The organism is Amycolatopsis nivea, from assembly GCF_004522235.1.
GTDB lineage: Bacteria > Actinomycetota > Actinomycetes > Mycobacteriales > Pseudonocardiaceae > Amycolatopsis > Amycolatopsis nivea.
Genome location: NZ_SDLT01000007.1, coordinates 35,438 through 48,159, shown reverse-complemented (window position 1 = coordinate 48,159; position 12,722 = coordinate 35,438). Strand labels below are relative to the sequence as shown.

Below are 12,722 nucleotides of genomic sequence, written 5' to 3'. Positions count from 1 at the left end.
GCATGCGGTTGCTGATCGTGGAGGACGAGCTGGAGTTCGCCGAAACCCTTCGCCGCGGCCTGGTCGCCGAGGGGTTCACGGTGAACGTGGCGCACACCGGCCGGGACGGGCTCTGGTCGGCGATGGAGCACGATTACGACGCCGTGGTGCTCGACATCATGCTTCCCGAGCTTTCCGGCTACGAAGTGCTGAAACGCTTGCGGGCAGCGGAGAATTGGACGCCGGTGCTGATGCTCACGGCGAAGGACGGCGAATACGACGAGGCCGACGCTTTCGACCTCGGCGCGGACGATTATCTCTCGAAACCGTTCTCGTTCGTCGTTTTGCTGGCTCGGCTCCGGGCGTTGCTCCGCCGGGGTGCACCGGCTCGCCCGGCGGTGTTGACCGCTGGGGATCTGCAGCTCGACCCGGCTGCGCGCACTGTCCACAGGGGAGAGACGCGGATCGAGCTGACCGCGCGGGAGTTCGGGTTGCTGGAGTTTCTGCTGCGGCGGCAGGGGGCGGCGTTGACGAAGAACGAGATCCTCGGACACGTTTGGGACGCGCATTACGAGGGGGACGAGAACGTGGTCGAGGTTTATGTGGGGTATTTGCGGCGGAAGATCGACGCGCCGTTCGGGACGCGGACGATCGAGACGGTGCGCGGGGTGGGGTACCGGCTCGTCGGATGAGCGGGCACGTCATTTTCCTCAACGGCACGTCCAGTTCCGGCAAGTCGAGCATCGCGGCGGAACTGCTGGATTTGCTGCCGGGCCCCTATTTCTACCTGCCCCGAGACGCGGTCAACAGCATGCGGTCGCGGTCGCGGACCCCCGAATTCGGCACGCCGGAGTTCGATGCGATTTTCGAACGGACAGTGCGCGGCTACCACCGCATGCTGGCCGGGCTCGCGGCGGCGGGTAACGGCGTGATCGCCGACCACGTACTCCGGCCGCACTGGCTTGCCGACTGCCTGGAAGTGTTGCGGGATCAGGAAGTTACCTTCGTAGGTGTGCATTGCCCGCTGCCAGAGCTAAAGCGGCGCGAGCAGGCGCGAGGCGACCGCCCCGCCGGTCTGGCGGAGCGGCAGTATTCGATCGTGCACGCCCACGGCGGTTATGACCTCGAATGCGACACGTCAGTGCACAGTCCAAAAGAATGCGCACAAACAATCGCGGAACCAGGGCGTTCCAAAGCTTTCGCCCGGTTAATTCAGTGAAATTCCCGCCACTGCCCGTACCACGGCAGTGCACCGGTCCTCGACATACTCCAGCCCGGCCTCCGAAGCGATCTTCCGCGCCTCCGCCGACACGATCCCCTGCTGCAACCACAACGCCTTAGCCCCGATCGCCACCGCGGAACGGGCGATGTCCGGTGCTTCCCCTGCCGGGCGGAAGACGTCCACCAGATCCACCGGTTCCGGAATCTCCTCCAGCGACCGGTAAGCCTTCTCCCCGAGCAGTTCAGTCGCCGACGGATGCACCGGGATGATCCGGAAACCGTGCGCTTGCAGCGAAGCCGGTACGCCGTGCGCGGCCTTGCCCGGGTCACGGCTCAGGCCGACCACAGCGATCGTGCGCGCGCCAGCGAGGATCTCTTCAGGCTTCATACTCTCCTCAACATCCCGACCCAGCGAACGATTCCGCCACGTCACAACCGCCACAGCCGCAGGCCGCGGACGCGATACACCGGCCACAGCACGTGCCACGGCGACCGCCGGAGGAACGCGGAGCTGCAGGCCAAAACATTGCGCGCGACGGTGGACGCGACTTCGTTCCGGTCCGGCCACACTTCGCCGCGGGCGCCGAGCGCTAGCCGAAAGGCGGTCAGCAGACCGCGTCCTTGCAGGTCATAGCGGGCACCGGTATCACCCGCGTCCGGAAGGAGACGGCTGATCTCCGCGCGAAAAGCACCAGCGACCGGCTCGCCCGCGGGCACGTCCGCGACACTGCCCACGATCGCGCGGCCGTGCAGCCGACGCGCGAACCGTGTGAGCAGCCGTCGCTCCCACCACGGCAGCAACCGCCGGTGCGCCAGGAGCGCGGCACACTCGCCGTGGCCGAGGGCGAAAACCTCGGCGAGCTCGTCGTACCGGCTGATCGCGGTCGGTTCCGCCAGGTGCAGCCGCACCTCGAAACGGACCCGCGCGATCAGCTCGTCGATCGCTTCCCGCCGGTCGAGCCGTGCTTTCTGCCGCGAAGCCGCCCAGTCGCCCATGGGCCCACACTCTGAACCCGGCGGCGCACCGAGTCCAGTGGTTCAGCCGATCTTCGACCCGTACATCTCGCCGAGGTCGTCCGCGATCAGCTCGATCCGGGCGCCGTCCGGGTCCGCGAAGTAGATCGACGTGCCGCTTTCTTCCTGGTACTTCACACCGGCGGCGTCGAGCCGGGAGCGCGCGCCCGCCCACGCTTCCGGGGTGAGCGACAGGGCCAGGTGGTGCAGGCCGCCGAGCACCTCCGCGTACGGGCCGAGATCGAGGCCAGGCAGGTCGAAGAACGCGACCGCGTTGCCGTTGCCGACGTCGAAGAAGAAGTGGCTCGACCCCGGGTAGTCGCGGTTTTCGATCAGCTCGGTGAGCGGGAAGCCGAGAATGTCCTGGTAGAAGGTGATCGTCCGCTCGACGTCGCTGGACAGCAGCGCGGTGTGGTGGATGCCGCGGCCAACGGTCGCCGGACGTTCCTCCGCCGGGTGCAAATGCTGCTCCCGCAGCCGGTCGCGGGTCTGCGCGAGCTGGGCGACTTCGGTCTCGGTGGGTGCCATCGCGGGTCACGTCCTCTCTGGGAGCCAACACGAAGTACAGTACGCCGACAAACTCTCGCGCGCAAGAGATTAGCGAGCGAGAGAAGTGGCTCGTACCGGTGAATGGAACGACCGGGTTGGCGCGGGCGGCTCGGTCAGGCAGAGTCCGACCCGTGGAACCCGCTGAGCTGCAGGACGCCGTCGCGCTGCTGACAAGCGCGTACGAGCGACGCGAGCCGATCGATCCGCTCGTGAAGACCTTCCCCGACGCGACCGTCGAAGACGCCTACCGCGTGCAACAGGAGCAAGTCCGCGCGTGGGTGGCGGCGGGCGACGTGGTGCGCGGCCACAAGGTCGGCCTCGCCTCCGCGGCGATGCAGCGCCAGATGGGCGTGAACCAGCCCGACTTCGGGCACCTCACCAGCTCGATGTTCCTGCTCGAACACCAGCCGATCCCGACGACGCGGTTCCTGCAGCCGCGCATCGAACCGGAGATCGCGTTCGTGCTCGGCGCGCCGCTGCGGGGTCCGGGCGTGACCGTCGCCGACGCCGTCCGCGCGGTCGACTTCGTGCTTCCGTCGCTGGAGATCGTCGACTCGCGGGTCCGCGACTGGAAAATCTCGATCTTCGACACCGTCGCGGACAACGCGTCGTCCGGTGGCGTCATCCTCGGCAGCAGCCCGACCAATCTGCGCGACGTCGACCTGCGGCTCGCCGGCTGCACGCTGCACGTCAACGGCCAGCTCGCGGCCACCGGCGCGGGCGGTGCGGTGCTGGGTTCGCCGATCAACGCCTTGGTCTGGCTGGCCAACACAGTCGGCCCGCTCGGCGTGACGCTGGAGCCCGGCCACGTCGTGCTGCCCGGTTCGATGACCGCCGCGCAGACCGTCCGCCCCGGCGACACTGTCGTGGCGACCATGGCCGGACTGGGCAGTGTGACCGCGGTGTTCGCGCCGGAGGAGGACAAGTGACCGCCGAAATCGTTGCCGCCGCGCAGGATTTGCTCAACCGGACGGACGAAGGCGCGCAGCTCACCGACACGTGGGCAGACCTCGACCTCGCCACGGCGTACGCGATCCAGGACGAGGCTCTGCGGCTGCGTCAGGAACGCGGCGAGACGCTGATCGGGGTGAAGCTCGGGCTCACGTCGCGCGCGAAGCAGCAGCGGATGGGCGTCGAAGAACCCCTGCTCGCGTGGCTGACCGACGCGATGGTGCTGCCCGCGGGCGCGCCGACGCCGCAGCTCATCCACCCGCGCGCGGAAACGGAACTGGTGTTCGTGCTCGGCGAGCGGCTCGCCGGTCCTGGCGTCACCGCGGCCACCGCGCTCGCGGCGGTTTCCCAGGTGTACGGCGGAATCGAGATCATCGACAGCCGTTACCGCGACTACCGTTTCACGCTGCCGGACGTCGTCGCGGACAACGGTTCGTCGGCGCTGTTCGGGCTCGGCTCGGTCGGCCGTTCACCGTCCTCTTTGGACCTTTCGCTGGAAGCCGCGCTGCTCGAAGTGGACGGTCAGATCGTCGACACCGCGACCGGGGCCGCCGTGCAGGGGCACCCGGCCGAAGCGTTGGCGCTGGCGGCGAATTCGCTGGCCGCACGCGGGTTGGCGCTGGAGGCGGGCTGGCTCGTGCTGACCGGCGGGATGACCGACGCCGTCGAACTGCGCCCTGGCTCCCGCGTCGCCGCGCACTTCTCGAACCTGGGCTCGGTGACGATCAGCGGGTAGCGAGCCGTTTGATCCCGGCGATCACTCGCGGCCACACCTCGCGCGGCAGGTCGTGTCCCATCCCTGGGATGAGGTCGAGGTCCGCGCCCAGCGCGCGGGCCGTCGCGCGGCCGCCGGACACGTGCACGAGCGGGTCGGCCGTACCGTGAATCACCAGGGACGGCACGGAAAGCCGGCGCAGATCGGCGGTCCGGTCGCGGGAGGACAGGATCGCGGCGAGCTGCCGGAACACGCCCGCCGGGTTGAGGCCGCGGTCGTACGTGCGTTCCGCGCGCTGGCGGAAATGGTCCTCGTCGAACAGGTACTCGCGCGAGCCGATCAGCTTTGACGTGCGCACCAGCTGCGTCACGTAGTCCTCGCGCGTGCGCGGTCCCGGAGCCAGCATCGCGAGCGCGGCCCGCGGGCTGGGCAGGCCGACGGTCCGCGCGCCGGTGGTCGACATGATCGAGGTCAGCGTCCGGACGCGTTGCGGATGCCGGATCGCGAACTCCTGCGCGATCATCCCGCCCATCGACGTGCCGACGACGTGCGCGCGTTCGATGCCGAGTGCGTCGAGCAGTTTGCCCGCGTCGTCGGCCAGGTCGCCGAGGGAATACGGCGCGGACCGCAGGAAGTACGCGAGCGGCAGGCTGGCCCGGCCGGTCCACCACTGCGAACGTCCGACGTCGCGGTTGTCGAACCGGTGCACGTGGAAACCGGCCTCGGCGAGCTGGGCGCAGAACTCGTCGTCCCACCAGATCATCGGCGCGGCGAGGCCCATCACCAGCAGCAACGGCGGCGCGTCCGGATCGCCGAAGGATTCGTGGCACAGGGTGATGCCGTCGGCCTCGATGGTCTGCTCGGTCATGGCTCCAGTTTCGCGCACGGCTTGGCCGGTCGCCGCCGTCCGGGTACGCTCCCGCTAGAGCGATCTATCAAATCGCAAGGGGGCGAGCGGTATGGACGTTCTGCGCGCAAGGGGGCTCGGCCCGCTGCGGCTGATCCTGGCGTTCACGCTGGTCAGCACGGTCCTGCACTACACCCACAACGTCGTGCGCGCGGCGGACTACCCGCAGGTGCCGGGGATCAGCGTGCCCGTCACGCAGATCGTGGTGGCGATCAGCTGGGTGGTCTTCACCGCGTTCGGCGTGCTCGGCTATCGCGCCTACCGGCAGGGCCGGTACTGGCGTTCGCTGGCGTTTCTGCTGGTCTACTCGCTGTCCGGGCTGGCGAGCGCGGGGCATTTCCTCGTCGGCGTGCCGCAGGTCCCGGCGTTCTGGTTCGCGACGATCTTCACCGACACGTTCGCGGCGTTCGCGTTGTGGGTATTCGTGTGCTGGGCAGCCATGCGGCTCAACCGGGTGAGCGTTGCCGGGCAAATGTCTACACAACATTGACGTTCGTTGAAACCATGTAGACAATCGAGGGCGTGACCACCACCACACCTGTCACGTTCGAGCGGCATCCGGACACTTACCGGCACTGGCGGCTGACCGTCGACGGCGAGGTCGCCTGGCTGGAGATGGACGTCGACGAACAGGGCGGCCTCGTGCCCGGATACGAGCTGAAGCTCAACTCGTACGACCTCGGCGTCGACATCGAGTTCTACGACGCGACGCAGCGGCTGCGGTTCGAACATCCGCAGGTGCGCGCAGTGATCGTGACGAGCGCCAAGGACAAGGTGTTCTGCGCCGGGGCCAATATCCGGATGCTCGCCGCGTCGCCGCACGAGTGGAAGGTGAACTTCTGCAAGTTCACCAACGAGACCCGCAACGGCATCGAGGACGCCACCGAGTTCTCCGGCCAGACCTACGTCGCGGCGGTGAACGGCAGCTGCGCCGGCGGCGGCTACGAGATCGCGCTGGCCTGCGAAAAGATCCTGCTGGTCGACGACAACTCGTCCACCGTCGCGTTGCCCGAGGTGCCGCTGCTCGGCGTGCTGCCCGGCACCGGCGGGCTCACCCGCGTGGTCGACAAACGGCGCGTCCGCCGGGATCTCGCGGACGTGTTCGCGACGCGGCCGGACGGGGTCAAGGGCAAGACCGCGGTCGACTGGCGGCTGGTGGACGAGCTGGTGCCGCGCGTCGGGTTCCGCGAGAAGGTGCTGTCGCGGGCGCACGAACTGGCCGCCGAATCCGACCGGTTGCCCGCTGAGCAGGGGATCGAACTGGCCCCGCTGGAGCCGTCGGTGACCGACGACGGCATCGAGTACCGGCACGTCCGGATCGCGTACGACCGGCCGAACTCGCTGGTCACGCTCACCGTGCTCGGCCCGGACGGGGAACCGGCGCTCGACGGCTGGCTGCTGCGGCTGACCCGCGAACTGGACGACGCGATCCTGCGGCTGCGCACGAACGAACCGGAACTCGGCACCTGGGTGCTGCGCACCGAAGGCGACCCGGAGCAGGTGCTCGCGCACGAGGAGGTCGTGCTCAGCGGGAAAGACTGGCTGAGCAACGAAATCCTGCACTACTACAAGCGCATGCTGAAGCGGCTGGACGTCACCAGCCGCACCTTGATCGCGTTGATCGAACCGGGCAGCTGCTTCGCGGGCAGCCTGCTCGAACTGGCCTTCGCGGCGGACCGGCAGTACCTGCTGGACGGGCCGCCGATCGACGACGAGGACTCGCCGGAACGCGCGTCGATCACCTTGTCGGAAGCCAACTTCGGCGTGTTCCCAATGGGCAACGGACTGTCCCGGCTCCAGTCGCGGTTCTACGGCGACGACGACCACCTGACGTGGCTGGCCCGCGAACGCGACCGTGCGCTGAGCGCCGCCGAAGCCGTCGAACTCGGCCTGGTCACCGACGCGCCGGACGACCTCGACTGGGAGGACGAGATCCGGATCGCGCTGGAAGGCCGCGCCTCGCTGTCGCCCGACGCGCTCACCGGGATGGAGGCGAACCACCGGTTCGTCGGCCCGGAAACGATCGAAACCAAGATCTTCGGGCGGCTGACCGCCTGGCAGAACTGGATCTTCACCCGACCGAACGCCTCCGGGCCCGACGGCGCGCTGCGCCGGTACGGCACCGGGCAGAAGGCGGTCTTCGACAGGAAGCGGGTCTGAACCGATGCCCGAAAAGATCGACTACGACGCCAAAATCCCGAACAACGTCCAGCTCGCCGACGACCGCAGGCTCCAGCGCGCGCTGGAGGGCTGGCAGCCGAAGTTCATGAACTGGTGGGGCGAGATGGGTCCCACGCTGGAAACCGAGGGCGTCTACCTGCGCACCGCGGTGAGCGTCGGCCGCGACGGCTGGGCGCACTTCGACCACGTCAACGTCCCGGACTACCGCTGGGGCATCTTCCTCGCCGAACGGGAACCGGACCGGCGGATCGGATTCGGCGAGCACGCCGGCGAACCGGTGTGGCAGCAGGTGCCCGGCGAGTACCGGGCCGATCTGCAGCGGCTGATCGTGATCCAGGGCGACACCGAACCGGCGTCGGTCGAGCAACAGCGACTGCTCGGGCTCACCGCGCCGTCGCTGTACGACCTGCGCAATCTCTTCCAGGTGAATGTGGAAGAGGGGCGGCACCTGTGGGCGATGGTGTACCTGCTGCACGCGTACTTCGGCCGCGAAGGCCGCGACGAGGCGGAGGGGCTGCTGCTGCGCAACTCCGGCAGTCCGGACGCGCCGCGCATCCTCGGCGCGTTCAACGAGGAAACGGCCGACTGGCTCGCGTTCTACATGTTCACGTACTTCACCGACCGCGATGGGAAATACCAGCTCGGCACGTTGAAGGAAAGCTCGTTCGACCCGCTGTCGCGCACCTGCGAGTTCATGCTCAAGGAGGAGGCGCACCACATGATGGTGGGCACCACCGGCGTCGACCGGGTGGTGCAGCGCAGCGCCGAGCTCATCCGCGAGCACGACACGTACGACATCGCGTCGCACGGCGGGATCCCGCTGGACGTGATCCAGCGGTACCTGAACTTCCACTACACCGTGTCGCTCGACCTGTTCGGCAGTGAAACGTCGACGAACGCGGCGAACTACTACACCGCGGGGCTCAAGGGCCGCTGGCAGGAGACGCGGCGCAAGGACGACCACAAACTCACCGAGGACAGCCGGCTGCTGGAGCGTCCGCGCGACGACGGGACCTGGACGTCCGAGGAATTGCAGGCCATCCTGCTGCTCAATCTCGACCTGCGCGGCGAGTACACCGCGGATTGCCAGACCGGGGTCAACCGGTGGAACAAGATCCTCGGCGACGCGGGCATCGACTTCCGGTTCGCGTTGCCGCACCCTGGTTTCAACCGCGAGGTGGGCATAAACTCCGGCCACCACGTCACTCCGGACGGCAGCATCGTCGACGAGGCGACGTGGGAGGCAGCGCGGCACAAGTGGCTGCCGACGGCCGAGGACCTGACGTTCGTCCGGTCGCTCATGCACCCGGTGTACGAGCGCGGGAAGATCGCCAGCTGGGTCGCGCCGCCGAGGCAGGGCATCAACGGCAAACCTTTCGACTACGAGTACGTGTACCTCACCTGAGGGGGCACCGATGACGGTTCCCGCGAACTTCAACGCCGCGGAGTACCTGCTCGGCCAAGGCCGTCCGGACGCGCTCGCGGTCGTCTCGCCGCGGCGCACGCTCAGCTACGGCGAACTCGCCGCCGAGACCCACCGGGTCGCGTCCGGACTGCGCGCGCTCGGCGTGCGTCCGGAGGAGCGGGTCATGTTCTGCATGGTCGACGACGTCGAACTGCTGAGCGGGATCCTCGGCGCGATGCTCGTCGGCGCGGTCGCGGTGCCGGTGTCCACTATGGTCACCGGGCTGGAACTGGGTCAGGTGCTCGCCGATTCGCGGGCGCGGGTGCTGTGCGTGTCCGGGGAGTTCTCCGCGCAGGCGGCGGGCGCGCTGACCGGTGCGCCCGAGGTGACCGACGTCGTGCTCGACCGGGCGGACCCGGCGGAATTCCCCGCCGGAGTGCGGACGCACCGGTGGCCGCTGACCCCGACGGACGACGTCGTGGCCTCGCCGACCTGGGAGGATTCGCCCGCGCTGTGGCTGTACACGTCGGGTACGACCGGTAAGCCGAAGGGCGCGATGCACCGGCACGGGAGCATCCGCGCGGTGTGCTCGACTTACGCCGCTCAGGTGCTGGAAGTGTCCTCTTCGGACCGGTTCTTGTCGGTGCCCAAGTTGTTCTTTGCTTACGGTCTCGGGAATTCGGCGTTCTTCCCGCTCTCTTGTGGAGGGACGACGCTGCTGGAACCGGCCCGTCCGACGCCGGGGATCATCGCCGCGCGGGCGCGGGCGGACCGTCCGACGTTGTTCTTCGGAGTGCCGACGTTCTATGCGGCGCTATTGGCCAGCGACGTGCCGGACGACTCGTTCTCCTCGGTGCGGTACGCGGTTTCGGCTGGGGAGCCGTTGCCGTCGGCACTGTTCACGCGGTTCCGCGAGCGGTTCGGGGTCGAGATTCTGGACGGGATCGGGTCGACCGAGGCATTGCACATCTTCCTGTCCAACCAGCCGGGTGCGGTGCGGCCGGGCAGCACCGGGGTGGCGGTGCCGGGGTACTCCGTCGAGCTCCGGGACGAGCAGGGTGCGGTGATTTCGGAAGCGGGACGGCCGGGTGAGCTGTTCGTGTCCGGCCCGTCCATCGCGACCGGGTATTGGGCGCGATACGAGACCACGAAACAGGTTTTCCAGGGTCCGTGGCTGCGGACCGGGGACAGCTACGTGCGCAACTCGGATGGCACGTATACGTGTCTCGGCCGGTTTGGCGACATGTTGAAGGCGGGCGGGATTTGGGTGTCTCCGTCCGAAGTGGAGGAACGGCTGCTGCAACATCCGGCGGTTGCCGAGGTGGCGGTGGTGGCCGCGCCGGACGAGGACGGATTGGACAAACCGGTGGCCTGCGTTGTCGCCGCCCCTTCGTCCACTGTGGATGCTGAGGAGCTGATCGAGTTTTGCCGGGAGGGTTTGGCGGCGTTCAAACGGCCGCGTGGAGTGGTCGAGATGGCCGAGCTGCCGAAGACCGCGACCGGGAAGATCCGGCGGAACGTGATCCGCGAAATGGTGCGCGAGTCGCTGCTCGTGCCGCAGCCGCAATCGTGATCGACTGGCCGGCATGATCGACGAGCATTTCGTGGTGGACGCCCACGTGCACACCCCGCGGCTGCCCACGCTCAAACCCGCGTGGCTGGACTGGGCGCGCGACTTCGCCGGCGAGTACCCGTGGCGCACGGTCTACGACGCGGACGGCGCGGTGATCCCCGCGGCGATGGACGACCTCATGGCGCAGGAGGGCGTCGACCGCGTGCTGCTGTTTTGCGAATACAGTCCGCGGGCTACTGGTATCCAGGCGATTGAAGACAATCTCCCGTTGGTCGCATACAACCCCGAGCGGTTTCGGTTGGTGGCCAACGTGAATCCGCATCTGCACCATCCGCTGGTCGACGAGGTGGAACGGCAGCTCGCGCTGGGCGCGGTGGCGTTGAAGATCCACCCGGTGCACGGCGCGTTTTCCCCGGCGGACAAGGAGCTGTACCCGGTTTACGCCTTGTGCGCCGAACGCGGGGTGCCGGTGATCCTCCACTCCGGACTGTCGGTGTTTCCCGGATCCCGTGCCAGCTATGGGGATCCTTCGCTGCTGTCCGATGTGGTCGAAGACTTCCCGTCGGTGAACTTCGTGTTCGCGCACGGCGGCCGGGGCTGGTGGTACGACGTGGCGGCGTTCATGGCTCAGGCGAGGCCGAACGTGTGGCTCGACCTCGCCGGGCTGCCGCCGAAGAAGCTGCCGGAGTATTACGCGCGGTTCGATCTCGTGCGGTTGGCCCGGAAATGGATCTTCGGCACGGATTGGCCGGGGGTTCCGGGAACCGCCGTGAATGTCCGCGCGGTCGCCGATTTGGGGTTGCCCGCGGAGGTGCTGGACGGGGTGCTGTCCGGCAACGCGTTACGGCTGATGCCCGGCCTGCGCTGAGGTTACTTGCGCCAGAACAGGTGGTGCACGACTCCGCTGGGGCTGGGAATTTTCTCCAGGTGGTAGCGGTCGGTCAGCTCGTCCGGGCTGGTCCAAAGCCGTTCCCCGGAACCAAGTTCGACCGGCGAGACGGCGATGTGCAGCGTGTCGATGAGCCCGGCATCGAGGAATTCCCGCACCGTGGTGACGCCGCCGCCGATGCGCACGTCCTTGTCGCCGGCGGCTTTCTTCGCCTGCGCGAGTGCTTCCTCCGGGGTTGTATTGAGGAAGTGGAAAGTGGTCTGGCCCAAGGTGATCGACGGGCGTTCGTGGTGGGTGAGGACGAAGACCGGGGTGCGGAACGGGGGTTCGTCGCCCCACCAGCCCTGCCAGTCGTGGTTCTCCCACGGGCCGCGGTGCGGGCCGAACTTGTTGCGTCCCATGATTTCCGCGCCGACGTCACCGCGGTGCATGTCCCGGGTGAAGTAGTCGTCGAGCCCGCGAGTGCCGCCGGGCTCGCCGCGCATCGGCCAGCTGGCGGTGGCCCCGGCCCAGGCGAAGAGCGGTCCCGGGTCCGGATGACCGAACGGCTGCTCGAGCGTTTGGTCCGGACCGGCACCGTAGCCGTCGGCGGAAACGTTGAAGCACTGGACGCGTACCAGCATCGATACTCCCTGCTTGTCTTTTGCAAGCACTATGCCGGAGGCGATGGTAAAGTGCAAGTGGTTTGGAGGAGGTATGCGATGCCGGACGGCCCGCGCTCGGGGTGCCCGATCAACGCCGCGATCGAGGTCGTCGGCGACCGCTGGAGCCTGCTGGTCCTGCGCGACGTGATGTTCGGCGACCGGCGGCATTTCCGGCAATTGCAGTCGCAGTCGGAGGAGGGAATCGCGTCGAATATCCTCGCCGACCGCCTGCGCACGCTCACCGAAGCCGGTTTGCTCACCCGAGATTCAGCCGGTCGCGGACAGCGCGCGACGTACAGTTTGACGGAAGCGGCGATCCAGCTGGTGCCGGTTTTGGTAGCGCTGGGAAGCTGGGGTTTGCGGCACCGGCCGACGACGCCGGAATTGCGCGTGCGAGCGGAACTGCTTGAGGCTGGCGGTCCGGCGCTGTGGGAAGAGTTCATGGCTGAGTTGCGGGAGCGGCATCTTGGGATCCCTCGGCCGGACGGCGACGGACCGACAGCAACGGAACGCTTGGCGGCCGCTTATTCGGAGGCTGTCGCGCGGTCTTGACGTGGCTGGCTTGGATCGATTTGTCGACCTCTTCTCTGCGGGCCTGAGACGCGTGCCCGCCCCTGGATACATCCAGCCGAAGTTGATCACTCAATCCGGCATCCGCGCTGCTGAAACGGATCCGCCGAGCCACTCGGCCCGT

At 68.0% G+C, this 12,722-nt stretch carries 15 protein-coding genes; 10 read left to right on the top strand and 5 right to left on the bottom strand.

Going from position 1 to position 12,722, the window contains the following annotated elements:
- Positions 1–2 precede the first annotated feature (2 nt).
- Positions 3–671, top strand: a complete 669-nt coding sequence (locus tag EIZ44_RS10340; protein WP_009084133.1) for a response regulator transcription factor — start codon at positions 3–5, stop codon at positions 669–671.
- Positions 668–1,198, top strand: a complete 531-nt coding sequence (locus EIZ44_RS10335) for a chloramphenicol phosphotransferase CPT family protein (RefSeq protein ID WP_134728430.1) — start codon at positions 668–670, stop codon at positions 1,196–1,198. The genes EIZ44_RS10340 and EIZ44_RS10335 overlap by 4 nt, the downstream gene beginning before the upstream one ends.
- On the opposite strand, the gene EIZ44_RS10330 is transcribed toward EIZ44_RS10335, so the two are convergent.
- The 3 genes from EIZ44_RS10330 to EIZ44_RS10320 are packed head-to-tail and all read right to left on the bottom strand — an operon-like array spanning position 1,187 to position 2,742.
- Positions 1,187–1,588 (bottom strand): CoA-binding protein, encoded by a 402-nt coding sequence (locus tag EIZ44_RS10330; RefSeq protein ID WP_037808048.1) that lies wholly within the window; start codon positions 1,586–1,588, stop codon positions 1,187–1,189. The two genes, EIZ44_RS10335 and EIZ44_RS10330, sit on opposite strands and share 12 nt — an antisense overlap.
- 41 nt (positions 1,589–1,629) lie before the next feature.
- Positions 1,630–2,196: a hypothetical protein gene (locus tag EIZ44_RS10325; RefSeq protein WP_134728429.1), complete on the bottom strand. Its 567-nt coding sequence runs from the start codon at positions 2,194–2,196 to the stop codon at positions 1,630–1,632.
- Positions 2,197–2,238: 42 nt separating this feature from the next.
- Complete coding sequence (locus EIZ44_RS10320; protein ID WP_037808045.1) at positions 2,239–2,742, bottom strand: VOC family protein; 504 nt, start codon at positions 2,740–2,742, stop codon at positions 2,239–2,241.
- Positions 2,743–2,894: 152 nt separating this feature from the next.
- On the opposite strand from EIZ44_RS10320, the gene EIZ44_RS10315 reads away from it, so the two are divergent.
- Together EIZ44_RS10315 and EIZ44_RS10310 are read left to right on the top strand one after the other, a co-directional pair.
- A complete protein-coding gene (locus EIZ44_RS10315) occupies positions 2,895–3,692 on the top strand; it encodes a 2-keto-4-pentenoate hydratase (protein WP_037808043.1) in 798 nt (265 codons plus the stop codon).
- On the top strand, positions 3,689–4,450 hold the full coding sequence (locus EIZ44_RS10310) for a 2-keto-4-pentenoate hydratase (protein WP_205673102.1): 762 nt from the start codon (positions 3,689–3,691) through the stop codon (positions 4,448–4,450). Before EIZ44_RS10315 ends, EIZ44_RS10310 begins: the two co-directional genes overlap by 4 nt.
- Here the strand turns inward: EIZ44_RS10310 and EIZ44_RS10305 are convergent.
- Complete coding sequence (locus tag EIZ44_RS10305) at positions 4,440–5,297, bottom strand: alpha/beta fold hydrolase (RefSeq protein WP_134728428.1); 858 nt, start codon at positions 5,295–5,297, stop codon at positions 4,440–4,442. The genes EIZ44_RS10310 and EIZ44_RS10305 overlap by 11 nt on opposite strands.
- A gap of 91 nt (positions 5,298–5,388) precedes the next feature.
- Between EIZ44_RS10305 and EIZ44_RS10300 the strand changes: the two genes are divergently transcribed.
- Genes EIZ44_RS10300 through EIZ44_RS10280 form a run of 5 tightly spaced genes read left to right on the top strand, consistent with a single transcriptional unit; the run spans position 5,389 to position 11,363 of the window.
- Positions 5,389–5,826, top strand: coding sequence for a hypothetical protein (locus EIZ44_RS10300; RefSeq protein WP_134728427.1), 438 nt, complete (start codon positions 5,389–5,391; stop codon positions 5,824–5,826).
- A gap of 32 nt (positions 5,827–5,858) precedes the next feature.
- Positions 5,859–7,496, top strand: a complete 1,638-nt coding sequence (boxC, locus tag EIZ44_RS10295) for a 2,3-epoxybenzoyl-CoA dihydrolase (protein WP_134728426.1) — start codon at positions 5,859–5,861, stop codon at positions 7,494–7,496.
- A gap of 4 nt (positions 7,497–7,500) precedes the next feature.
- Positions 7,501–8,922, top strand: a complete 1,422-nt coding sequence (gene boxB, locus EIZ44_RS10290; protein WP_037808036.1) for a benzoyl-CoA 2,3-epoxidase subunit BoxB — start codon at positions 7,501–7,503, stop codon at positions 8,920–8,922.
- A gap of 10 nt (positions 8,923–8,932) precedes the next feature.
- Complete coding sequence (locus EIZ44_RS10285; RefSeq protein WP_134661926.1) at positions 8,933–10,495, top strand: benzoate-CoA ligase family protein; 1,563 nt, start codon at positions 8,933–8,935, stop codon at positions 10,493–10,495.
- A 13-nt stretch (positions 10,496–10,508) separates the two neighbouring features.
- Positions 10,509–11,363 carry an amidohydrolase family protein gene (locus tag EIZ44_RS10280; RefSeq protein ID WP_037808033.1) on the top strand — a complete coding sequence of 285 codons (855 nt, stop codon included), beginning with the start codon at positions 10,509–10,511 and terminating at the stop codon, positions 11,361–11,363.
- A 2-nt stretch (positions 11,364–11,365) separates the two neighbouring features.
- Here EIZ44_RS10280 and EIZ44_RS10275 read toward each other — a convergent pair whose 3' ends face one another.
- Positions 11,366–12,007 (bottom strand): dihydrofolate reductase family protein, encoded by a 642-nt coding sequence (locus EIZ44_RS10275; protein WP_134728425.1) that lies wholly within the window; start codon positions 12,005–12,007, stop codon positions 11,366–11,368.
- Positions 12,008–12,085: 78 nt separating this feature from the next.
- Here EIZ44_RS10275 and EIZ44_RS10270 point away from each other — a divergent pair, with 78 nt between their 5' ends.
- Positions 12,086–12,580, top strand: a complete 495-nt coding sequence (locus tag EIZ44_RS10270) for a winged helix-turn-helix transcriptional regulator (RefSeq protein WP_134728424.1) — start codon at positions 12,086–12,088, stop codon at positions 12,578–12,580.
- Positions 12,581–12,722 lie beyond the last annotated feature (142 nt).